Source organism: Variovorax sp. Varisp41 (genome assembly GCF_047325085.1).
Taxonomy (GTDB): Bacteria; Pseudomonadota; Gammaproteobacteria; order Burkholderiales; family Burkholderiaceae_C; genus Variovorax.
Genome location: NZ_CP168541.1, coordinates 713154 through 733557 on the forward strand (window position 1 = coordinate 713154; position 20404 = coordinate 733557).

Below are 20404 nucleotides of genomic sequence, written 5' to 3' on the forward strand. Positions count from 1 at the left end.
TCCGCAAGAAAGGAAGCTCCATGCACGCCCTCGTCGTCGTCAGCCACCCCGATCCGAAATCGCTCACGCATGCCGTCGCGCGCGCCTACGCCGAGGGCGTGGCGGCCTCCGGCGACCACAGCACCGAGATCGCCGACCTCGCCGCGGAGGGCTTCCAGCCGGCCTTCGGCCAGGCCGACGCTTCCGCCTACCTGCTGCAGGCGCCGCTGCCGGCCGACGTGCTGCGCGAGCAGCAGCGCATCGACCGCGCCGACGCGCTGGTGCTCGTCTATCCCGTCTACTGGTGGTCGTTCCCGGGCCAACTCAAGGGCTGGATCGACCGCGTGTTCTCCAACGGCTGGGCCTACGACGAGCGGCCCGACGGCTCGCTCGGCAAGCGGCTCGGCCACCTCCCGATCCACCTGATCGGCATTGGCGGCGCGGACGGCGGCACCTATGCGCGGCACGGCTACGACAAGGCGATGCGCACGCAGATCGACCACGGCATCTTCGATTTCTGCGGCGCGCCGGTGCGCACCTCGGAGTTCCTGGTCGATGTGAATGGGCAAGGCGGGGCCGCGCATCTGGTCACCGCGCGGGGGCTCGGCAGCAACGCCTTCGCGAAGGAAGCGTCGCAACGAGCGGCTGCCGAGCTGGCAGGCTAACCCCAGGCTCAGCCCTTCGCCAACCGCCGCCGCGCCTTCACCGCCGAAGCCAGCCCCTCGAGCACCGGCACCGTCTGCGCGAAGCCGATGCAGGCATCGGTGATCGAGACGCCGTGCTTGAGCGCCACGCCGGGCTGGAGGTCCTGCCGCCCTTCCTCGAGGTGGCTCTCGATCATGAGGCCGGTGATGCGCCGCTCGCCCCCCGCGATCTGCGTCGCGACGTCCTCGGCCACCACGATCTGGCGCTGGTGCTGCTTGCTGCTGTTGCCGTGCGAGACGTCGATCATGACCTGCGGCCGCAGGCCGTTCGCCAGCAGCGCCTGGCAGCTGGACTCGACGTCGGCGGCCGAATAGTTGGGCGCCTTGCCGCCGCGCAGGATCACGTGGCAGTCGTCGTTGCCACGCGTTTCGAAGATCGCCGCCATGCCCATCTTGGTCATGCCCATGAAGGCATGCGGCGCACGGGCCGCGAGGATGGCGTCGGCCGCGACCTTGACGCTGCCGTCGGTGCCGTTCTTGAAGCCGACGGGGCAGCTCAGGCCCGAGGCCAGCTGCCGGTGGCTCTGGCTCTCGGTGGTGCGCGCGCCGATGGCGCCCCAGGCGATCAGGTCGGCGATGAACTGCGGGCTCAGCAGGTCGAGGAACTCGGTGCCGGTCGGCAGGCCCAGCGTGGTCAGCTCGAGCAGCAGGCGCCGCGCGCGCTCCAGGCCCTCGTTGATGGCGAAGCTGCCGTCCAGGTGCGGGTCGTTGATGTACCCCTTCCAGCCCACGGTGGTGCGCGGCTTCTCGAAGTAGGCACGCATCACGATCAGCAGGTCGTCCTGCAGCGAATCGGCCAACTTCTTGAGGCGCTGCGCGTATTCGATGGCCTGGTCGTGGTCGTGGATCGAGCACGGGCCGACCACCACCACCAGCCGGTCGTCGCGGCCATGCAGCACGTCGGCGATCGCGGCGCGGGCGCCCTCGACCAGCGCCAGGGTGTTGTCGCGCACGGGCACGCGCTCCTGCAGCAGGGCGGGGGTCATGAGCGGGCGCACGGCGCCGATGCGCACGTCGTCGATCCGGGTGGTGTCGAGCGTGCTGTCGCGGGAGCCGATTTCGGCGTCGTGGAGGGGGTCGTCGAGGCGGGGCATGGTCGTGGGTGGAATGTCGGAGGGCCCGCCGATTGTCCCCGAACGCACCCATGGCCCTCAGAGGAAGCGCGAGCGCCTTTCGTCGCGCGGGCCGACCGCGAGGTCCTCCGACAGTCCCTTGAGCACGGCATAGCCGGCCTGGAGCGCATCGAGGTAGGTGGCAAATCCCGCCGCGGCTTCGAGCAGGCGCTCGTACTCGGGCGAACCGTCGAACGACTCGAGCAGCACCCAGTAGTACTCGCTCGTGTCGTGTTGTTCCACCGTCAGCGCGATGGAGATGAGAGGGCCCAACATGCGGGGATGCTCGCAGTCCCGCATGACGGTCTGAAGAAAGCTAGATCTGCAGGACGGGGAACGACTTCACGAGGTCGTCGAGCGCCTTGAGTTGCGCCATCAAGGGCTCGAGCTGGTGCAGCGGCAGCGCGCTCGGTCCGTCGCACTTGGCCTGGGCCGGATCGGGATGGGCCTCGATGAACAGGCCCGCGAGGCCCAGCGCCATGCCCGCGCGCGCGAGGTCCACCAGCTGTTCGCGGCGGCCGCCCGAGGCGGCGGCGCCGGCCTCGCGCTGCTGCAGCGCATGGGTCACGTCGAAGATCACCGGCAGGTCGCCCGTGGTCTTCTTCATCACGCCGAAGCCCAGCATGTCGACCACCAGGTTGTCGTAGCCGAAGCAGGTGCCGCGGTCGCACAGGATGATCTGGTCGTTGCCCGCTTCCCTGAACTTCTCGACGATGTTGAACATCTGGCTCGGGCTCAGGAACTGCGGCTTCTTGATGTTGATGACGCGGCCGGTCTTCGCGAGCGCCACCACCAGGTCGGTCTGGCGCGCGAGGAAGGCCGGCAGCTGCAGCACGTCGACCACCTCGGCCACCGGCGCGGCCTGGGCCGGCTCGTGCACGTCGGTCAGCACCGGCACGCCGAAGGCCGTCTTCACCTCCTGCAGGATGCGCAGGCCCTCGTCGAGGCCGGGGCCGCGGTACGAGTGGATCGACGAGCGGTTGGCCTTGTCGAAGCTTCCCTTGAACACGTAGGGAATGCCGAGCTTGCCGGTAACGCGCACGAATTCTTCGGCGGTGCGCAGCGCCAGGTCCTTCGACTCGAGCACGTTGACGCCGCCGAACAGCACGAAGGGGCCGTCGTTGCGCACGCCGATACCGGGGGGGATGGTGACGTTTTTCATGGGGGAGCTCCTGTCCTGAATCTTGGGGCCTATTGTCGGCGCTCCCGGCGGCCGAGCCCCAGGCCGGGCGTTCAGGGCATCTTCACGGCGATCTGCAGCAGTCCGCGCAGGTGGCGCGGCCCCAGGCGCGCGTCGTTGGCCGAGATCAGGCACAGCGCGCCCAGGTGCGGCTCGAGCGGGCCACCGTTCTTCTCGTACAGCACCAGCGCCTTCTCGCCGATCGTGCTGTTGTAGAGCTCGTTCCAGCTGAAGATGGCCTGGTAGCCGTCGTCGCCCAGCGCGACCACCACGCAGCGCTTGAGCTCCGAGCGCGGCCGCTCGGAGAAGCCGCAGGCATCGAGCACGTCGACCAGCCGCGCGCCCGCGTAGCTGTCGACCTGCGCCACGGCGCGGCCCGAATAGCACAGCACCTGGGTCGGGCCGAGGTCGTGGCGCGCCATGCGCTCGAGCGCCTCGCGCGAGAACGCGGATGGCCGCGGCACGCCGCCGAGCACATGCAACAGGGCCCCCGCGCGCGGATTCGGGCTTTCTTCGCCCGCGAAGCGACGCTGCTCCACGGGCACAACGGCATCCAGGCTCATCGTGGTTCCTCGGTGATCGACAGGTGGCAGGCCGGCATTCTGCGCGGCGCGCCCGGTCGGCGCGATCCGCTTCGGCGTATGGCCGCCATCCGCGAAACAGGATTTCGCCATATTCCAACTGACATAGCGAAAACCGGAATCTACCCCGATCCGATGCCCCTTGCGGCTCAGCGCGCCAGCCGCGGCCCGGCCATGATGATGAACATGCCGAGCAGGCTGACCCCCACGCCCACCCAGTCGGTCACGCTCGGCTGCACCTTGTCGACCGCCCAGAGCCACAGCACCGCCACGCCGATGTAGACCCCGCCGTAGGCCGCATACACCCGGCCCGCCGCGGTCGGATGCAGGGTCAGCAACCAGGCGAACAGGGCCAGCGAGACCGCCGCGGGCAGCAACAGCCAGGCCGAATGGCCCTGGCGCAGCCAGAGATAGGGCAGGTAGCAGCCGACGATCTCGGCCAGGGCGGTGGCGACGAAGAGGGCGAAGGTCTTGAGCAGGTCCATGCGGGGATTCTCGGTCCGGGCACGGCCCGCCCTGCCATCAACCCGTCGCCGCGCCTGCCTGCTGGTCCTGGAACAGCCGCTCCAGCATCCGTGCCAGCCGGTCCACATCGACCGGCTTGGTCAGGTGCCCGAGGAACCCAGCCTCGAAGCTGGTGTCGCGGTCGCTGGGCTGGCCGTAGCCGGTCACGGCGATCAGAGCGGGCGGGTCGACCAGTTCGGCGCGCAGCCGGCGCGCGACCTCGTGGCCATCGATGCCGGGCAGGCCGATGTCGAGCAGCACGACGTCGGGCCGGCCGGCCTTGACCGCCTCGATGGCGGCGAAGCCGTCGTGTACGACCGCGCTGGCATAGCCGAGCGCGTCCATCAGCAGCGCCATGGTCTCGGCGGCATCCTGGTTGTCGTCGACCACCAGCACCAGCCGTTCGCCGGGCGCCCGGCCCGATGCACCCTCAGCCGACAGCGGCTGCGCCACGGCCGCCAGGTTGACGACGAATTCGCTGCCCTCGCCCGGGCGCCCGCTGCTGAACACGCTGACGCGGCCGCCGTGCAGCGCGACCAGCTGCTGCACCAGGCTCAGCCCGAGGCCGAGCCCGCCCTTGGAGCGCGCGGCATCCTGCTCGCCCTGCACGAACAGGTCGAAGATGCGGCGGATGTCCTGCGGCGCGATGCCCGGGCCGGTGTCGCGCACCGCGATCTCGGCCTCGATCGGGCTGGCGTCCGCGGTGCCGGGCGCGGCGGGGCCGAGGCCGAGCCGCAGTTCGATGCGCCCGCCGCTGTCGGTGAACTTGGCGGCGTTGTGCACGAGGTTGCTGACCACCTGCACCAGCCGCGCCCGGTCGCCCGTGACCCAGGGATCGGCGCCGTCGACCTGCAGCTCGAGCAGCTGCGACTTCAGCGCCATCAGCGGGCGCACCGTCTCGACCGCGTCGTGGATCACCTCGCGCAGCCGCACCGGCTTGGCCTCGAGGTGGATCTTGCCGCTGGTGATGCGGCCCACGTCGAGCAGGTCGTCGATCAGCCGGGTCATCTGCCGCAGTTGCCTGTCGATGATGTCGCGCGTGCTGTTGAAGATGCGCGACTCGATCTTCTCGCGCTTGAGCAGCTCGAGCGCGTTCGAGATCGGCGCGAGCGGATTGCGCAGCTCGTGCCCGAGCATCGCGAGGAAGGTCGCCATGCGCCGGCCCTCGTCCTCCAGCGCCGTGATGCGGCGGCGCTCGCTGAGGTCGCGCGTGACCTTGGCGAAGCCCTTGTGCTGGCCCGCGGCGTCGTACAGCGCCGTGATGACCACGCTGGCCCAGAAGCGACTGCCGTCCTTGCGCACGCGCCAGCCCTCGTCCTCGAAGCGCCCGTCGCGCAGCGCGTTGCGCAGCTCCTGCGCGGGCCAGCCGCTGGCCGCCACGTCGGGCGGATAGAAGGTCGAGAAGTGCCGGCCGATGATCTCGGCCGCCTCGTAGCCCTTGTTCTTCTGCGCGCCCGCGTTCCAGCTGATCACGTGGCCCGCGGGGTCGAGCATGAAGATCGCATAGTCCTTCACGCCCTCGACCAGCAGCCGGAAGCGCTCCTCGCTCGCACGCAGCAGCTCGTCCTGCTGGCGCCGCGCGCTGAGGTCGCGCGTGATCTTCGAGAAGCCGCGCACCCTGCCGTCGGGCGCGATGAGTCGCGTGATGACCACGCTGGCCCAGAAGCGCGAGCCGTCCTTGCGCACGCGCCAGCCCTCGTCCTGGAAATGGCCCGCCTCGCGTGCCTGCGCGAGTTCCTGGCCGGGCGCGTCGCGCTGCTGTGCCTCGGCCGGATAGAACATCGAGACATGGCGGCCCAGGACTTCGGCGTCTTCGTAGCCACAGACCAGCCGCGCGCCGGCGTTCCAGCTCAGCACCATGCCGTCGGGGTCGAGGAAGAAGATCGCGTAGTCGGTGACGGCGTCGATCATCTGCCGGTGATCGGCGTCCGACAGGTTGGCGAGGGACAGCCGCTCGGTCGCGGCAGGGTCTGGCATGTTTGTTTGTTCTCTCGGACAGTGGGGCGCGCCGGTTCTCCCCCGCGGGTGGACCGGGGAGTATTCGCGCTTGCGGGAAAGAGGATCGTGGGACATTGCCTACATTTGCGGTCGGCGCGCCGGCCTCTCCCACCGGATTCCGGTGCGCCGCGCATGCTGCGCCGCAGCGTCCCCTACGGCGGGGACAGACAAGCCGCCCCCGCGGCCCGACCATCGCGCTGCAGGAGACACGCAGATGGAATGGCTGATCCCTTACAAGCTCGACACCGACGCGCCCGATGGCGGCCGGCCTTCGCTCGAGGCGCCGCGCGTGCCCGAAAGGCAGCCGCACGCCGCGCTGCATCGCGACGCATGGACGCGCGTGCGCGCCCTTCTCTCCCCTTTCCCGGGGCACACCCCATGCAGCAGGTCGTGATCGTCGGCGCGGGCCACGCGGGCTTCCAGTGCTGCGCCTCGCTGCGCCAGGAAGGTTTCGACGGCGCCATCGTGCTCGTGGGCGACGAGGCCGGCCTGCCCTACCAGCGGCCGCCGCTGTCGAAGGCCTACCTGCTCGCGAAGGCGAGCGCGAGCGACCTGCATTTCCGGCCCGAGCGCTTCTTCGAGGAACAGCGCGTGCAGCGCGTGCAGGGCCGCGTCGAGCTGATCGATCGCGCCGCGCAGCGCGTGGTGCTGACATCGGGCCAGGCGATCGCCTACGACCATCTCGTGATCGCCACCGGATCGAGCCCGCGCCGCATGCGCGTCGAGGGCGCGGACCTCGAGGGCGTGATGAGCCTGCAGACGCTGGCCGATGCCGACCGGCTGCGCGAGCGCATGGCCGACAGCCGGCGCGCGGTGGTGGTCGGCGCGGGCTTCATCGGGCTCGAGTTCGCCTCGGTGGCGCGTGCCCTCGGGCTGGAGGTGACGGTGCTCGACGTGGCCGATCGCGCGCTGGCGCGGGCCGCCTCGCCGCACAGCGCGCAGGCCGTGGCGGCCTCGCACGAGGGTCGCGGCACGCGGCTGCGCTTCGGCTGCGGCGTGACCGCACTGGAGAGCCGCGAGGGCCGGATCGCGGCGGTGCGCACCGCCGACGGCGAGACGCTGCCCGCCGACCTCGTGGTGGTCGGCATCGGCGCCGAGCCGCGCACGCAGCTCGCGGCGCAGGCCGGGCTCGCGGTCGACAACGGCATCCGCGTCGATGCGCAGTTGCTGAGCTCCGATCCGGCGATCTCGGCCATCGGCGACGTGGCGGCCTTTCCCGACTCGGTCAGCGGACGCCACATCCGGCTTGAATCGGTGCAGAACGCCGGCGACCAGGCGCGCAGCGTGGCGGCGCGGCTCGCGGGCAAGACGGTGGCGCACGGCCCGGTGCCGTGGTTCTGGAGCGACCAGGGAGAACTCAAGCTGCAGATCGCCGGGCTGCGCGCGGCCGACGACGCGCACGTGGTGCTGCGCGATGCGGCCTCGTCGGCCGCCACCGTGCTGTGCATCCGCGAAGGGCGCCTCGCGGCGGTCGAGACCCTCAACCGCGCGGGCGATCACATGCTCGCGCGCCGGCTTCTGGCCAAGGGCGTGGCGCTGAGCGAAGAAGAAGCGCGGGCGCCGGGCTTCCAGCTCAAGGCGCTGGCCTGAGCCGCACGCGCGTCAGAGCACGTCGCTACCCGACAGCGAAGGCGTCTGCGCGATGCGCTCCGAGATGACGCGGCAGGCCTCGAGCAGCGGCGCCACGTAGGCCTGCGCCGGATCTTCCTTCTGGCGGAACACCAGCGTGCTCACGCTGATCGCCGCCACCGGCACGCCGCCCACGCCGCGGATCACCGCGCCGAAGCAGAAGATGCCGGCCTCGTTCTCCTCGTTGTCGACCGACCAGCCGCGCTCGCGCGTCTTGCGCACCTCGGCGCGCAGCGCGGCGGCATCGACGGTGGTGTTGGGCGTGTAGCGCGGCATCGGCAGGCGCTTCACCAGCGCCTCGAGCGCGCCGTCGTCGAGCGCAGCCATGTAGGCCTTGCCGACGGCGGTGGCATGCAGCGACACGCTGGTGCCGATGCGCGAGGCCATGCGCACCGCGCTCGGGCTCTCGAGCTTCTCGATGTAGACCATGGTCGTGTCGTTGGGCACGGCCAGGTGCACGGTCTCGCCCGTGAGGTCGCGCAGCCGCTTGAGCTCGTCGACCGCCGCCAGCCGCAGTTCGGAACGGCCCCAGCTGCGGCTCGCGAGCTGGATCAGCCGCGGGCCCAGCCCCAGGGTCGCGCTGTGCGGATGCTCGACCAGCAGGCGCTCGGCGATCAGCGCCGCCACGATGCGATGCACCGTGGGCCGCGGATAGCCGCTCGCGCGCATCAGCGCCGCGACGTTAACCGGCTCCTGCGCATCGGCCACCAGTTGCAGCACGTGCATGAACTTGGAGAACGACGCGGTGCCCGCGACCTGGTTCGCGGAAGAAGCCGAAGAGGCGGGAGCGGCGGAGGAAGACCGGGGAGCGGGCATGGACGAAGGGACGAGGCCGGCGCGGGCACCGGCGGGAACGAGGGCCGGGCCATTATCCATACCCTCCATCCAGTCCACGCGCATGCGGCGCGCCCTCAGCTCACCATGTAGCCGCCGTCGACCGGCAGCACCACGCCGGTCATGAACGACGCGGCCGGCGTGCAGAGGAACATCGCGGCACGCGCCACGTCGTCGGGCGTGCCCCAGCGGCCCAGCGGCGTGCGCGCGAGGATCGGGCCCGCGCGCGCGGGATCGTCCTGCAGCGGCTTCGTGAGCGGCGTCGCGATCCAGCCCGGCGCGATCGCGTTCACGCGGATGCCGTCGGCCGCGTAGGCGATCGCCAGCGACTTGGTGAGCTGCGCCACGCCGCCCTTGCTCGAGGCATAGCCGGGCACCAGCCCGCCGCCGAAGAAGCTCAGCATCGAGGCCGTGTTGACGATGCAGCCGCCGCTCGCCTTGAGGCGCTCGCGCGTCATGCCGCACACGCGCATCGTGCCCGTGAGGTTCACGGCCAGCACCTTCTCGAACACCGCGAGGTCGTGCTCCGCGCCGCGCTGGATGATGCCGGCGCAGTTGAAGACGATGTCCAGGCGCTCGATGCCGCCGATCGCGGCCTCGAGGCTCGCGTCCGAGGTCACGTCGGCCTGCCGGACCTCGACCGCGGCATCGAGCGTGCCGTCGCCGTTGCCCAGGCCGATGGCCGTGACCTGCGCGCCGAGCGCGGCCAGGTGGTTGGCGATCACGGCGCCGATGCCCTGGGTGGCACCGGACACCAGTGCCCGCTTGCCCTTGAAGAGTGCTGCCTCGTAAGTCATGAAACGGGAGTTGCCTTTGCGTGGATCAGTTCTTGATGTCGAGCTTGCCCATCAGCGTCTTGAAGTAGGCGCTGTCCTTGGCCATCGTGGCCTTGAAGGCGACGTCGTCGGCATAGGCGAAGCCCAGGTTCTGCTTGTCGAGCACCTCGCGGAAGGCCGGCTCGTTGGCGGCCTGCTGGCTCACGGTCTTCAGGTAGGCGATAACCTCGGGCGGCGTGTTCTTCGGCGCCGCGATGCCGCGCCAGGTGCCGATCACCAGGTCGATGTTGCGTTCCTTGAGCGTGGGCACTTTCTCGAAGCCCTTCACGCGCTGTTCGGCCATCACGGCCAGCGTCTTGAGCTTGCCGGCCTGCACGTAGGTCGTGACCTCGGCCGGGCTCACCGCCACCGCGTCGATGTGGCCGCCCATCAGCGCGAGCACCGCGGGGCCGGCGCCCTGGAACGGCGTGTGGTTGAACTTCACGCTGGTCTTGTCCTCGAGCGCGGCGGCCGCCAGGTGCCAGATCGAGCCGTTGCCGGCATTGCCCACGCTGAGCTTGCCGCTGTCCTTCTTCGCGGCGGCCAGGAATTCCTCGATGGTGTTCCACGGCGCATCGGCGCGCACGGTGATCGCGGCCTGGTCGGCATTGAGGCGCGCGATGGGCGCGAGGTCCTCGTAGGTGAACTTCGCGAGGCCCATGTGCGGCAGCGTCGTGAGTTCCACCGTGACCACCGCGAGGCGGTAGCCGTCGGGCTTGGCATTGATCACGTCCTGCCAGCCGATGGCGCCGCTGGCGCCGGGCTTGTTGACGATGATCATGCTCTGCGGCATGTGCTTGCGCGTGGCGTCGGCGAAGGCGCGCGCCAGCGCGTCGGTGCCGCCGCCGGGCTGGAACGGCACCACCAGTTCGACCGGCTTGTTGGGATAGTCGCGCGATTGCGCCGAGGCGGGCGCGGCGGCCAGCAGCGCCGCCACCGGCAGCAGCGACAGCGCCGCGAGGCGTTGCAGTTTCGAGGCGAAGCGAATCATGGGGTTTGTCTCCGTGGTTTGAAAATGAATGGGACCGAAAAAATTTGCTTCAGTACGTGGCCCGGCCGCCCGAGAGATCGAAGGTGGCGCCGGTGCTGAAACTGCACGAACCCGAGCACAGCCAGGCCACCATCTCGGCCACCTCGGCGCTCTCGCCCAGGCGCTGCATCGGGCTCTTGCCGATCATGGTCTGCACGTGCTCGTTCGACATCTGCTCGAGGATCGGCGTGCGCACCGCGGCCGGCGCGATCGCGTTCACCAGGATGCCGGTGGTCGCGAGCTCCTTGCCGAGCGACTTGGTCAGCGCGATCACGCCGGCCTTGGCCGCGCTGTAGGCCGAGGCATTGGGCGTGCCCTCCTTGCCGGCCAGCGAGGCGATGTTGACGATGCGGCCCGCGCCCGCGGCACGCAGGTGCGGCACCACCGCGCGGCACACGTTGAAGGTGCCGACCAGGTTCACGTCGACGATGCGGCGCCACGTGGCGGGGTCGTAGGCATCGAGCGGCATCGTCGGCCCCGCGAAGCCCGCGCTGTTGACCACGAAGTCGATGCGGCCGAAGCGCGCGGCCACCGCGGCGGCGGCGCGCTCGACCGTGGCGAGATCGCTCACGTCGACCTGCCAGGCGTCGTCGCTCGCGCCAGCCTCGGCCATGTCCCACACCGCCACGCGCGCGCCGCTGCGCCGCAGCTGCGCCGCGACCTCCGCGCCGATGCCGCTGGCACCGCCGGTGACCACCGCCACCGCGCCCGCGAAGTCGTAGCCGGCGCGGCCGTAGGCCGTCGTGCTCATCGGATGAACTGCTTGACGTAGTCCGCGCCGAGGCCGACGTTCTCGAAATGCTTGCGGCACATGTCGATCTTGGTGAACACGTCCTCGTAGCCCATGCCCTTGCCCCAGGGATCGGTGTAGTACATGACACCGTTGACCTGGAAGTAGGTGATCATTTCCTCGACGTCCTCGGGCACGTACAGCGTGTGCGTCTCGCCCGGCGGCTCGAACACGTAGCTGCCCTCGGTGGCTTCCCAGTCGTGCTCGAGATAGCGCCAGCGCCCCTTGAGCACGAAGCCGTGCACCGCCTGCGGATGGCGGTGGCGGCTCAGCACGCCCGACTTGCGCACCTTCAGCAGGTTCATCCAGTAGCCCTGGCTCGCGTTCAGGCACAGCGGCCGGAACCACACGTTCTCGGCCTGCGGCACCCACAGGCGCTCGTCGGTCGGGATCGCATGCTGCACCACGATCTCCGGCAGCGCGTCCGGAGGATTCGGGTACTGGTAGGGCATCTTCGGGGTCGGGTCCGAATCATCGAGGGGCATGTCGCTTGTCCATATTGTGGATGTATGTCCATATTGTAGACATCGACATGCGGCGCACATCTTTGCGTAAACCCTGATGGCGCGCGCGACCGCGCCGCCGCATGGGCGCGGCGGTTCGGATCACAGGAGGTGTTTGCGCTCAGTCGAGGCGGACGGCGGCGGGAAAGGCTTCGACGAGGTGCTCGATGAAGGCGCGCGCGGCCGCGCTCATGCCGCGCCGGCTCGGCATCAGCGCCGAGATGGTCGAGTCGGCCGCCACCCAGTCGGGCAGCACGCGCCGCAGGCGGCCGGCGCGCAGTTCGTCGCGGCAGATGTAGGCCGGCAATGCGACCACGCCCATGCGCGCCTCGGCCGCGCGCTTCAGGGTCACCATGCAGGTGCCCTCCATGCGTGGGCGGATCGCGACCTGCACGGTCTGCGCGCGGTCGTCCTCGCGCTTGAGCTGCCACAGCGGCGCGAGGCCGCCGCGCTTCATGAACAGCGTCGCGCAGCCCAGCAGGTCGTCGGGCGTCTCGATGGCGCCGGCGGCCTCGAGGAACTCGGGCGCCGCGAACAGGTGCCAGGGCGCTTCAGCGAGCGGGCGCTGCACCAGGTTCGAATCGGGCAGCGCGCCCGAGTAGGCGCGGATCGCGAAGTCGTAGCGGTCGGCCACGATGTCGACGTTGGCGTCGCTCGCGTCCTGCAGCAGGTTCACCTTCGGGTACTTCGCGAGAAAGCTCGCGACCATCCCGGTCATCGCGAACTGCGAGGTCGCGACCGACACCGTGTAGCGCACGGTGCCCGTCGGCTCCGTGCTGCGGCTGCGCATCGCCGCTTCGGCCTCGTTGGCGCGCGCGATGGTGGCGACCGCATGGCCGTAGAAGGCCTCGCCCGATTCGGTCAGCGTGATGCGCCGCGAGGTGCGCGCCAGCAGCGTCAGGCCGAGCTCGGCCTCGAGCTGCTGGATGCGGTAGCTGATCGTCGAGACCGGCCGCTGCAGCGCGCGCGCCGCGGCCGAGAGGCTGCCCCGGTCGATCACTTCCACGAAGTACCGAAAGTCGTTGAGGTCGAGCACGCGTGTCCTTCGCCGATGAAGTCTTCGAAGCCGCGCCAACTTAGCATGTTCCGCGACGGATCAGGCGCTCCAGTGACGAGCCACGAACGCAGCCGCGCGGTCGAGCGACTTGCGCGCACTCGCGAGTTCGCGCGTGTTGAGCTGGAACACGTGGTGCATGCCCTGCCATTCCTCGAGCTCGACCTGGGCGCCAGCGCCGCTGGCCGCTTCCACGAGACGGCGCGAATCGTCGCGCAGCACCTCGTCCGAGCCGACCTGGACCAGCGTGGGTGGCAGGCGCGACAGGTCCGCATCGAACAGCGGCGAACCGCGCGGATCGCTGGCCGGCGCGCCGCCCAGGTAGGCCGCGGCCGAAGCGCGCAGATAGCCCACGTCGAGCAGCGGATCGCCCACCGCCAGTTCCTGCGCGCTCGCGCCGCTCAGGCTCAGGTCGGTCCAGGGCGAGAACGCGACCAGCGACGACACGGCGATGCCCTGCTTCGCGGCCTCGAGCACGGTCGCGAGCGACAGTCCGCCGCCGGCCGAGTCGCCCGCCACCGCCACCGCGCCGAAACGCGCTGCCAGCCCCGCGAGCGTGCGCAGCGCGAGGTCGCGCGCCGCGGGCAGCACGGCCTCGGGCGCCAGCGGGTACTCGAGCACGAAGACCGGCACGCGCGTGCGCACCGCGAGCTGGCTGGCCAATCCGACATAGGCGCTCGCATGGCCCAGGCCGTAACCGCCGCCGTGGATGAACAGCAGCGCGCGCCCGGGCACGGCCTGCGCGGGCTCCACCCACCAGCCGGAAGCGGCTTCGTCGACGGCCTCGCGCGCCGCGACCTCGGAAGCGGTGGGCGTCTGAGCGATGAAGCGGTCGTAGATGTCGCGCGGCGTGCCGGGCGCGGTGGACCAGAAGCGGCCGAACTCGAGGCGCAGCGCGCGCGCCGCTGCGATGTCCTGGGGATCGATGGGAACGAGGGCCATCAGCGAACTCCGAAACCGTGGCCCGCGAGATGCCAGGCCATCATCATGGTGGTGATGTTGGGCGGCGCGCTCGGTGCCCTGGGCATGATCGACGCGTCGATCACGAACAGGCCCGGCACGCCGTGGACGCGCCCGCCGCCATCGACCACGCCCTGGCCGGGCGGTCCCATGCGGCAGGTCGAGGTGGGGTGCGCATAGCCGTCGAGCTGCTGCTCGATCGCGCGCCGCAGGTCGTCGCCGTCCGAGACCTCCGGCCCCGGCGCCATCTCGGCCGCGACCATCTGCGCGAACGGCGACTGCCGCCCGATCGCGCGCGACAGCCGCACGGCCTCGAGCATGCGCGCCATGTCGCGCGGCGTGCCCAGCAGGTTGTAGCGGATGCGCGGCGCGCTGCGCGGATCGCGGTCGGCCAGCTCGAGGCTGCCGGTCGCCTCGGGCTGCGTCACCGACACCGCCAGCACGATCGCGCCGCCCGTGGGGCTCAGCGCCGGATCGAACAGATGGGTGGCCGAGATGTGCAGGTCGAGGTCGCCGGGCTCGGCCTGCGAGGACGCGGCCCAGAGGATCGCGCCTGCCGCGGGATGCATGCCCGCCGCCTCGGGCGTCAGCGCATAGACGTTGTAATAGAACGGATGCTCCTGCAGGCCCTGCCCGACCGGCAGTTCCGCCACCAGCGGAATGCCCAGCGACGCCAGGTGCGACGCGGGACCGATGCCCGATCGCAGCAGGATCGCCGGACTGCCGAAGGCACCCGCGCTGAGGATCACCTGGCCCGCGCGATGGCTCTCGCCCTCGGCATCGACCACGCCCACCGCGCGGCCGTCCTCGAACAGCACGCGGTCGATCTCCACGCCGCCACGGATCGTGAGGTTGGGCCGCGCGCGCACGTCCTCGCCGAGGAAGGCGATGCCGGTGTTGATGCGCCGGCCCGAGATCACGTTGAGCGGGTATGGCGCGACGCCGGCCTGCTGTTCGCCGTTGAAGTCCGCCACGCGCGCGAAGCCGAGCGCGGCCGTCGCATCGACAAAGCCATTGAGCGCCGGCGTCAGTTCGTCGCGCCGCCGGTTGCGAATCGGCAGCGGACCCGCGCGGCCGCGGAACGCGTCGTCGCCGTCGGGCGTGTTCTCGATCGCCTTGAAGGCCTCGAGCAGCTCGGGCCATTGCCAGCCCTCGATGCCGAGCGCGCGCCACTTCGCGAAGTCCGCGGGCCGCGAGCGCATCGCCACCGCCGCGTTGACGGCCGAGCTGCCGCCCAGCGTCTTGCCGCGCGGCGCGTGGATGCTGCGGCCAGCGAGGCCGGTCTCGGCCTGGTAGCCCCAGTCGTGGCCGTCGGGTCCGCCCGCAGTGTCGGCATCGGCGAGGTCGCGTGGAAACACATTCGGCCGGTAGGCTTCGCCGGCTTCGAGCAGCAGCACCTTGCGCGCCGGATCGGCGCTGAGCCGATGCGCCAGCACAGCGCCCGCCGAGCCGCCACCGACGACGATGACGTCGAAGGCAGCGCTCATCGCGACAGCGCTCCGGCCACCTGGCCCATCAGCACCGCGAACGGCATGTCGAGCGCGGCATACACGTCGAGCGCCTTCGGATCGGCGTTGTCGCCCATGATCTCGACCATCAGGGTCGCGTAGTCGGAGATCTCGATGCCGAGCGTCGTCAGGCGCGCGATGCCCGCTTCGCGCTTGGCGGCCGAGAAGGTGCCGCAGGCGTCGATGGCAACGATCGGCTGGTAGCCCTCCTCGCGCGCCGAGATCGCCGGCAGCGAGGCGCAGACCTCGAACGACAGCCCCGCGATGATCAGGTGGTCGCGCTTGGTTGCCTTCACCGCTTCCACGAAGGGCGGGTAGTCCCAGGCGTTGACCGTCGAGCGGTCCATGATCTCGCCGCCGCCCAGCGCTTCCTTGAGTTCGGAGGCCGTCGGTCCCCACATGCTGTCGCGCGCCGTCGTCACCGCGACGATCGGCAGGCCCAGGACCTTGGCCGCTTTCGCGAGGCCGACCACGTTGTGCTTGAGATCGCTGACCGTCATGTCGCGCACGCCGGTCATCAGTCCGACCTGGTGGTCGATGAGCAGGACGGCCGTGTTGTCCCGCGTCATGCGGGTGCGTTGGGCTTGCATTGGTGTGACTCCTTGCGATGGTTGGTGCGGGTTCGAAACGTGAGGCATTCGAACGGATGCGCCAGGCAGGGTCAACGAGATCGGCGGGGATCGGGGCTGGAAGGATCTTCCAATGGGTTGGAGGGTGGGAGAGGTTCCAATGGGGCGGATGCTTTGGAGATCGCGAGCGCAAGCGACCGCGCCTCAGCATGGCCGGCGTCCAAAGCCTCCATGGACTACCGCGGCAGGGAACGCTGGTCGGGATAGGGGACCTTGTGACGCAGCACGCCAAAGGCGACGAGCCCGCCGAGACCGGGCAGCAAGAGAGGCAGCAGCCCATAGCCGACCCAGCTTCGTTCGGCCAGTACCGCCGCACGCCCGATCAGCACGTGGAACGCGAAGAAAAGCGTGACATATCCCGCCGTGCTGTACGTTGCATACCGTGTGTCCGGAGAGCCCGCGAAGAAGAAGCCCATCACCATCAGCAGGAAACACAGGCGTGCCCAATTCAAGGTCTTGTGGGCATCGATCAGGCGAAGTTCGGCCGCCGACGGCGGCGTGCGCTGGACTTCAGCCTCGGAGCCCAAGCCGGCCTTTTCCCTGCGCTCCTTCAAGTAGCTGTGCAGAAACACGGTCCCGATGAATGCCATGCTCAAGCCGAGGATGACACCCCAAGCACCGCCGACCAACCCGTTGATGACCACGAAAAAAGCGGCGAAGGTGGCGATGCGAAATCCGAGATTCATCCTGGTTCCCTCCTGGTTTCAACGTCCAGAAATCCGGGTCGTTTCGTGCATTGGGTGACGCGCCACGCGCGCTCATCGAAGCTTGATTTGCCACGGCTTCGGCATGGCCTCTGCGCTCAACCGCCGTGGCTCTCGCTCGGCCCTTCAGTCCCATCGGCATTCCAGAAGCGCCACACGCCGACTTCACGCCCGTCGCGATAGTGCCCCTCGGAGGCCCGCCGGCCATCGGGATGGAAGTCGCGCCAGAGCCCGTCTTCCTTCCCGTCGACGTAGTGGCCTTCCGATGCCACCGTGCCGTTCTCGTGATAGGCCACGAACGAGCCATGCCGGATCCATCGCGTCTTGTCGGGCGACATCACCCTCGTGTAGCGGAATCGGATGGTTCCCGATTCGTAGGGGATCTCGGCGATGTTGAGGTCGGCTTCGGTGGTCATGTCGTGGTTGCTGAGAAACGCGTTGACAGGCGGATGGTAGTGGCGGCCAATGGAATCGCCAGAATCCTGCCGCCGGCGCGAGCGCTCACGGTGCTGGTCGAACGCCGAGTGCTTCTTCCAATTCCTCATCGGGCACGAACGACCCGGTCAAGGCCTCCCGTAAGCCAGCGATGGCATCTTCAGCCAGCACGAGATTTGCGTGCTCCGCTTGGAGGGCATGGTAGTAGTCCAGGCGACGCGCATCGACCAACGCGACGTAGCGCACACCGTTCCTGGTCAACATCTTCTCCGATCCGCTTTTGACCACCTCCGCGGCGAGTGCAGAGAGACGAGCGCGCGCTTCGCTGATGGGAACAATGTCCGATGCTCTCGATGCCATTTCGCTGAGTCCGATAGGGATTGCGTCGACGTCAGTCTAGCAACCGCCTTCGCTCATAGCCGCAAGCCCGTTCGACTTATCCACCCCCACCCACGACCTGCTCCGTATGCTCCCCCAGCATCGGCGCCCTCGCCTCCCGCTTCACCCCGCGCTCGCCATTGAAGCGAATCGGCTCCACCACCGCGCGATAGCTGCCCAGCGTGGGATGCGCATGCGTCTCCAGCAGCCCCTGGTGGGCGACCTGATCGTCGTCGAACACCTCCTCGATGCCGCGCACCACGGTGCACGGCACGCGCGTGCCGAAGATCGCTTCCCATTCGCGGGCGTCGTGCCGCAGCAACGCGGCGCGGAGTTGCGGCACCAGCTCGGCCTCGTTGGCCTTGCGCAGGCGCATGTCGGCAAAGCGTGGATCGCGCGCGAGATGCGCGAGGCCCGTGAGTTCGCACAGCGCCTCCCAGAACGGCTGGGTCTGGGCCTGCAGGTAGACATAGCCTTCGCGCGTGGGGTGGATGCCCGAGAGCGCGCCGCCGCGCAGGTCGCGGTCGACGCCGGGGCCCTCGCCCTCGGACCACACCATGCGGCCCGCCTGCATCGCGAGCGCCGCTTGCAGCAACGAGGTATCGACGCGCTGCGGCAGGCCGGTGCGTTCGCGCTGGAACAGCGCGGCGCAGATGCCGGTGGCGATCAGGCTCGCGCCGTAGAAATCGACGGCCGAACCCCACACCACGCGCGGCTCGTCGCCCGGATAACCCTGCGCCTTGGCGATGCCGGTGCGGCATTGCAGCACCTGGTCGAAGCCCGGGCGCTGCGCCTGCGGACCATCGGGGCCATAGCCGGTGAAGCTGCAATAGATCAGGCGCGGCTGGATCGCGGTCAGCGTGTCGCAGTCCAGCGCCAGCCGCTCGGCCACGCCGGGGCGGAAGTTGTGCAGCACCACGTCGGCCTGGGCCACGAGCCGGTGGCAGGTCTCGCGATCCGCGGGCTGCTTCAAGTCGAGCACGATGCTGCGCTTGTTGCGGTTCACGCCGATGAAGGCGCGGCTCTCGCCGGGCAGGGTCGAGGGGTAGTAACGCATCGGGTCGCCCTCGGGCGCCTCGATCTTGATCACGTCGGCGCCCAGGTCGCCCAGCAGGCTCGCGCCGTAGGGGCCCGCGATGTAGGTGGTGAAGTCCAGCACCTGGATGCCGTCGAGTATCTGTTGCGCCATCGATGTCGTCGTTTCGGGTCGTGGAGTGTGATGAAGAACTAGGCGAGCAGGCGGCGCGCGCGATCGACCATGGGGCGATCGATCATGCGGCCATCGAGCCGCAGCGCGCCCAGGCCCTCGGCGTCGGCGCGGGCATGCGCCTCGAGCACCTTGCGGGCCTGCGCGATCTCGGCCTCGGTGGGCGCGAACACGCGGTTGAAGACCTGCACCTGTGCCGGGTGCACGGCGGGCGTTCCGCTGAAGCCCAGCCGGTGCGACAGGCGCGCCGCGTCTTCGAGCGCGTCCATGTCGTCGAGCTCGGCGATGGAGGCGGCCAGCCCCCAGCAGGCCAGGCCCTCGGCCGCGGCGCACATCGCGACGCGCGCCGCGGCTGGCACCAGCAGGTCGGCATGCGGAGGACGGCCGATCGCGGCCGCGTAGTCCTCGGCGCCGAAGCCCAGCGCGCGCAGGGCGGGATGGGCGGCCGCGATCGCATCGGCGCGCAGCACGCCGCGCGGGGTTTCGATCAGCGCGACCAGCGAGCGCGGCCCGGTCGAACCGCGCTCGCGCGCATGCCGCTCGAGGTGCACGAAGGCCGCGCGCACCTCGCTCGGCGACTCGACCTTGGGCAGCATGACGGCATCGACGCCCGCGGCCACGCAGGCCTCGAGGTCGGCATCGAGCAGTTCGGCCTCCGCATTCACGCGCGCCATCAACGGCAGGCCGGTGCCGCGCAGCGCACCGGCCGCATGCGCCAGCGCGAGCCGCGCCTCGGCCTTGCGCTGCGGCGCGATCGCGTCCTCGAGATCGAGGATCAGCGCCTGCGCGCCGCGCTCGCCCGCGCGCGCGAAGAAGCGCGGCTCGAGCACCGGCACGAACAGCGCGCAGCGAATGCGGTGGGCGTCCATCGGCGGCTCCTCAGTCGGCGGTGATGCCCAGGCGGGCCACCACGCCTTCCCACACCGGCGCGTCCTTCAGCATCTGGGTGCGGAAGCTCTCGACCGGCATCACCAGCGGCTCGGTCTCCATGCTCGCGAACTGGGCCTTGACCTCGGGCGAGGACATCACGGCCGCCATCTCGGTGCTGATGCGCTCGACGATGGGCGCGGGCAGCTTCGACGGGCCGAACAGCCCGCCCATGGTGTTGAGCGTGAGGCCGGGATAGCCGAGCTCGGCCATCGTCGGCACGTCGGGATAAGTGGCCAGGCGCTGCGCCGAGGTCACGGCCAGGGCCCGCAGCCGGCCGCCGCGGATCAGCGCACCGGCGGCAATCGGCGAGTCGGTCGAGAACAGCACCTGCCCGCCCGCGAGGTCGGCCAGCGACTGGCCGCTGCCCTTGTAGGGCACGTGGGTGGCCTTGGCATTGACCTGCTGCAGGTACATCTCGGTCGCCAGGTGCGTGAGCGTGCCGGTGCCGGAAGACGAATAGCTCGACGGCGCGGCCGCCAGCCGCTTCGTCAGTTCCTGCAGGCTGCGCGGGCTGTCGGGCTGGGTGCCGACCAGCACCATGTAGGGACTGCGCAGCGCCGCGGCCACCGCGGTGAAGTCGCGCAGGTGGAACTTCGCGTTGCGGTTCATCGCCGGCACCACCACCAGCGGCGCGGTGGTGCTCAGCAGCAGCGTGTAGCCGTCGGCCGGCTGATCGAGCACGAACTGGTGGCCGATGATGCCGCCGCCGCCGGCCTTGTTCTCCACGTACACGCTCTGCTTGAGCCGCTCGCCGAGCTTGCTCGCGAGCAGGCGCCCGATCACGTCGCTGCCCGAGCCGGTGCCCTGGGTCACCACCAGCCGGATCGGCTTGCTGGGGTAGGTGTCGGCCAGCGCCAGCGGTGCCACGCCGGCCAGCGGCAGTGCGGCGCCTGCGGACAGTGCGCGGATAAAGTCTCTACGATGCATGCGTTTGTCTCCA

24 protein-coding genes are annotated in these 20404 nt (G+C 70.0%); 3 read left to right on the forward strand and 21 right to left on the reverse strand.

Annotation, left to right across the window (positions count from 1 at the left end; genetic code table 11):
• Positions 1-20: 20 nt before the first annotated feature.
• Entirely contained in the window at positions 21-644 is a 624-nt protein-coding gene (locus tag ACEN9J_RS34465) for an NAD(P)H-dependent oxidoreductase (RefSeq protein ID WP_413765560.1), read from the forward strand.
• Positions 645-652: 8 nt separating this feature from the next.
• Here the strand turns inward: ACEN9J_RS34465 and ACEN9J_RS34470 are convergent, their stop codons facing one another.
• From ACEN9J_RS34470 to ACEN9J_RS34495, 6 genes are all read right to left on the reverse strand, one after another.
• Entirely contained in the window at positions 653-1777 is a 1125-nt protein-coding gene (locus tag ACEN9J_RS34470) for a 3-deoxy-7-phosphoheptulonate synthase (RefSeq protein WP_413765561.1), read from the reverse strand.
• 57 nt (positions 1778-1834) lie between these two features.
• The gene (locus tag ACEN9J_RS34475) at positions 1835-2071 is read right to left on the reverse strand and encodes a hypothetical protein (RefSeq protein ID WP_413765562.1); all 237 of its coding nucleotides are present in this window, start codon (positions 2069-2071) and stop codon (positions 1835-1837) included.
• A gap of 40 nt (positions 2072-2111) precedes the next feature.
• A complete protein-coding gene (gene kdsA / locus ACEN9J_RS34480; RefSeq protein ID WP_057591219.1) occupies positions 2112-2957 on the reverse strand; it encodes a 3-deoxy-8-phosphooctulonate synthase in 846 nt (281 codons plus the stop codon).
• A 71-nt stretch (positions 2958-3028) separates the two neighbouring features.
• On the reverse strand, positions 3029-3538 hold the full coding sequence (locus ACEN9J_RS34485; RefSeq protein WP_261211116.1) for a hypothetical protein: 510 nt from the start codon (positions 3536-3538) through the stop codon (positions 3029-3031).
• A 167-nt stretch (positions 3539-3705) separates the two neighbouring features.
• Positions 3706-4041: a YnfA family protein gene (locus tag ACEN9J_RS34490; protein ID WP_057591221.1), complete on the reverse strand. Its 336-nt coding sequence runs from the start codon at positions 4039-4041 to the stop codon at positions 3706-3708.
• Positions 4042-4078: 37 nt separating this feature from the next.
• Entirely contained in the window at positions 4079-6037 is a 1959-nt protein-coding gene (locus ACEN9J_RS34495) for a PAS domain S-box protein (protein ID WP_413765563.1), read from the reverse strand.
• 235 nt (positions 6038-6272) lie between these two features.
• Here ACEN9J_RS34495 and ACEN9J_RS34500 point away from each other — a divergent pair, with 235 nt between their 5' ends.
• Together ACEN9J_RS34500 and ACEN9J_RS34505 are read left to right on the forward strand one after the other, a co-directional pair.
• Positions 6273-6452 carry a hypothetical protein gene (locus ACEN9J_RS34500; protein ID WP_413765564.1) on the forward strand — a complete coding sequence of 60 codons (180 nt, stop codon included), beginning with the start codon at positions 6273-6275 and terminating at the stop codon, positions 6450-6452.
• Complete coding sequence (locus tag ACEN9J_RS34505) at positions 6437-7648, forward strand: NAD(P)/FAD-dependent oxidoreductase (RefSeq protein WP_413765565.1); 1212 nt, start codon at positions 6437-6439, stop codon at positions 7646-7648. Before ACEN9J_RS34500 ends, ACEN9J_RS34505 begins: the two co-directional genes overlap by 16 nt.
• Positions 7649-7660: 12 nt before the next feature.
• Here ACEN9J_RS34505 and ACEN9J_RS34510 read toward each other — a convergent pair whose 3' ends face one another.
• The 15 genes from ACEN9J_RS34510 to ACEN9J_RS34580 form a co-directional block, all read right to left on the reverse strand.
• Positions 7661-8503, reverse strand: a complete 843-nt coding sequence (locus tag ACEN9J_RS34510; RefSeq protein ID WP_413765566.1) for an IclR family transcriptional regulator — start codon at positions 8501-8503, stop codon at positions 7661-7663.
• Positions 8504-8598: 95 nt separating this feature from the next.
• On the reverse strand, positions 8599-9318 hold the full coding sequence (locus tag ACEN9J_RS34515; protein WP_057591225.1) for an SDR family NAD(P)-dependent oxidoreductase: 720 nt from the start codon (positions 9316-9318) through the stop codon (positions 8599-8601).
• 25 nt (positions 9319-9343) lie between these two features.
• Entirely contained in the window at positions 9344-10327 is a 984-nt protein-coding gene (locus tag ACEN9J_RS34520) for a tripartite tricarboxylate transporter substrate binding protein (protein WP_093347213.1), read from the reverse strand.
• A 49-nt stretch (positions 10328-10376) separates the two neighbouring features.
• A complete protein-coding gene (locus ACEN9J_RS34525) occupies positions 10377-11117 on the reverse strand; it encodes an SDR family NAD(P)-dependent oxidoreductase (RefSeq protein ID WP_413765567.1) in 741 nt (246 codons plus the stop codon).
• A complete protein-coding gene (locus tag ACEN9J_RS34530; protein WP_057591227.1) occupies positions 11114-11641 on the reverse strand; it encodes a 2,4'-dihydroxyacetophenone dioxygenase family protein in 528 nt (175 codons plus the stop codon). The genes ACEN9J_RS34525 and ACEN9J_RS34530 overlap by 4 nt, the downstream gene beginning before the upstream one ends.
• 139 nt (positions 11642-11780) lie before the next feature.
• On the reverse strand, positions 11781-12695 hold the full coding sequence (locus ACEN9J_RS34535; RefSeq protein ID WP_261211103.1) for a LysR substrate-binding domain-containing protein: 915 nt from the start codon (positions 12693-12695) through the stop codon (positions 11781-11783).
• A gap of 60 nt (positions 12696-12755) precedes the next feature.
• Positions 12756-13655: an alpha/beta hydrolase gene (locus ACEN9J_RS34540; protein WP_413765568.1), complete on the reverse strand. Its 900-nt coding sequence runs from the start codon at positions 13653-13655 to the stop codon at positions 12756-12758.
• Entirely contained in the window at positions 13655-15160 is a 1506-nt protein-coding gene (locus ACEN9J_RS34545) for a GMC family oxidoreductase (protein WP_413765569.1), read from the reverse strand. The genes ACEN9J_RS34540 and ACEN9J_RS34545 overlap by 1 nt, the downstream gene beginning before the upstream one ends.
• Positions 15157-15771, reverse strand: a complete 615-nt coding sequence (locus ACEN9J_RS34550) for an isochorismatase family protein (RefSeq protein ID WP_296726997.1) — start codon at positions 15769-15771, stop codon at positions 15157-15159. Before ACEN9J_RS34550 ends, ACEN9J_RS34545 begins: the two co-directional genes overlap by 4 nt.
• 215 nt (positions 15772-15986) lie before the next feature.
• A complete protein-coding gene (locus tag ACEN9J_RS34555; RefSeq protein WP_413765570.1) occupies positions 15987-16496 on the reverse strand; it encodes a hypothetical protein in 510 nt (169 codons plus the stop codon).
• A gap of 116 nt (positions 16497-16612) precedes the next feature.
• Positions 16613-16930, reverse strand: coding sequence for a toxin-antitoxin system YwqK family antitoxin (locus tag ACEN9J_RS34560; RefSeq protein WP_413765571.1), 318 nt, complete (start codon positions 16928-16930; stop codon positions 16613-16615).
• Positions 16931-17015: 85 nt separating this feature from the next.
• A complete protein-coding gene (locus ACEN9J_RS34565) occupies positions 17016-17309 on the reverse strand; it encodes a type II toxin-antitoxin system Phd/YefM family antitoxin (protein ID WP_413765572.1) in 294 nt (97 codons plus the stop codon).
• A 76-nt stretch (positions 17310-17385) separates the two neighbouring features.
• The gene (locus ACEN9J_RS34570) at positions 17386-18516 is read right to left on the reverse strand and encodes a CaiB/BaiF CoA transferase family protein (protein WP_413765573.1); all 1131 of its coding nucleotides are present in this window, start codon (positions 18514-18516) and stop codon (positions 17386-17388) included.
• A 38-nt stretch (positions 18517-18554) separates the two neighbouring features.
• Positions 18555-19403, reverse strand: coding sequence for an HpcH/HpaI aldolase/citrate lyase family protein (locus ACEN9J_RS34575; RefSeq protein ID WP_261211095.1), 849 nt, complete (start codon positions 19401-19403; stop codon positions 18555-18557).
• A 10-nt stretch (positions 19404-19413) separates the two neighbouring features.
• Positions 19414-20391, reverse strand: a complete 978-nt coding sequence (locus tag ACEN9J_RS34580) for a Bug family tripartite tricarboxylate transporter substrate binding protein (protein ID WP_064262198.1) — start codon at positions 20389-20391, stop codon at positions 19414-19416.
• Positions 20392-20404: the final 13 nt, after the last annotated feature.

Coding starts and splice junctions, on each gene's coding strand:
- ACEN9J_RS34560 (WP_413765571.1), bottom strand. CDS start 16,930: ATGACCACCGAAGCCGACCTCAACATCGCCGAGATCCCCTACGAATCG.
- ACEN9J_RS34470 (WP_413765561.1), bottom strand. CDS start 1,777: ATGCCCCGCCTCGACGACCCCCTCCACGACGCCGAAATCGGCTCCCGC.
- ACEN9J_RS34575 (WP_261211095.1), bottom strand. CDS start 19,403: ATGGACGCCCACCGCATTCGCTGCGCGCTGTTCGTGCCGGTGCTCGAG.
- ACEN9J_RS34580 (WP_064262198.1), bottom strand. CDS start 20,391: ATGCATCGTAGAGACTTTATCCGCGCACTGTCCGCAGGCGCCGCACTG.
- ACEN9J_RS34510 (WP_413765566.1), bottom strand. CDS start 8,503: ATGCCCGCTCCCCGGTCTTCCTCCGCCGCTCCCGCCTCTTCGGCTTCT.
- ACEN9J_RS34475 (WP_413765562.1), bottom strand. CDS start 2,071: ATGTTGGGCCCTCTCATCTCCATCGCGCTGACGGTGGAACAACACGAC.
- ACEN9J_RS34505 (WP_413765565.1), top strand. CDS start 6,437: ATGCAGCAGGTCGTGATCGTCGGCGCGGGCCACGCGGGCTTCCAGTGC.
- ACEN9J_RS34555 (WP_413765570.1), bottom strand. CDS start 16,496: ATGAATCTCGGATTTCGCATCGCCACCTTCGCCGCTTTTTTCGTGGTC.
- ACEN9J_RS34525 (WP_413765567.1), bottom strand. CDS start 11,117: ATGAGCACGACGGCCTACGGCCGCGCCGGCTACGACTTCGCGGGCGCG.
- ACEN9J_RS34545 (WP_413765569.1), bottom strand. CDS start 15,160: ATGAGCGCTGCCTTCGACGTCATCGTCGTCGGTGGCGGCTCGGCGGGC.
- kdsA (WP_057591219.1), bottom strand. CDS start 2,957: ATGAAAAACGTCACCATCCCCCCCGGTATCGGCGTGCGCAACGACGGC.
- ACEN9J_RS34490 (WP_057591221.1), bottom strand. CDS start 4,041: ATGGACCTGCTCAAGACCTTCGCCCTCTTCGTCGCCACCGCCCTGGCC.
- ACEN9J_RS34515 (WP_057591225.1), bottom strand. CDS start 9,318: ATGACTTACGAGGCAGCACTCTTCAAGGGCAAGCGGGCACTGGTGTCC.
- ACEN9J_RS34465 (WP_413765560.1), top strand. CDS start 21: ATGCACGCCCTCGTCGTCGTCAGCCACCCCGATCCGAAATCGCTCACG.
- ACEN9J_RS34495 (WP_413765563.1), bottom strand. CDS start 6,037: ATGCCAGACCCTGCCGCGACCGAGCGGCTGTCCCTCGCCAACCTGTCG.
- ACEN9J_RS34565 (WP_413765572.1), bottom strand. CDS start 17,309: ATGGCATCGAGAGCATCGGACATTGTTCCCATCAGCGAAGCGCGCGCT.
- ACEN9J_RS34520 (WP_093347213.1), bottom strand. CDS start 10,327: ATGATTCGCTTCGCCTCGAAACTGCAACGCCTCGCGGCGCTGTCGCTG.
- ACEN9J_RS34540 (WP_413765568.1), bottom strand. CDS start 13,655: ATGGCCCTCGTTCCCATCGATCCCCAGGACATCGCAGCGGCGCGCGCG.
- ACEN9J_RS34530 (WP_057591227.1), bottom strand. CDS start 11,641: ATGCCCCTCGATGATTCGGACCCGACCCCGAAGATGCCCTACCAGTAC.
- ACEN9J_RS34500 (WP_413765564.1), top strand. CDS start 6,273: ATGGAATGGCTGATCCCTTACAAGCTCGACACCGACGCGCCCGATGGC.
- ACEN9J_RS34485 (WP_261211116.1), bottom strand. CDS start 3,538: ATGAGCCTGGATGCCGTTGTGCCCGTGGAGCAGCGTCGCTTCGCGGGC.
- ACEN9J_RS34570 (WP_413765573.1), bottom strand. CDS start 18,516: ATGGCGCAACAGATACTCGACGGCATCCAGGTGCTGGACTTCACCACC.
- ACEN9J_RS34550 (WP_296726997.1), bottom strand. CDS start 15,771: ATGCAAGCCCAACGCACCCGCATGACGCGGGACAACACGGCCGTCCTG.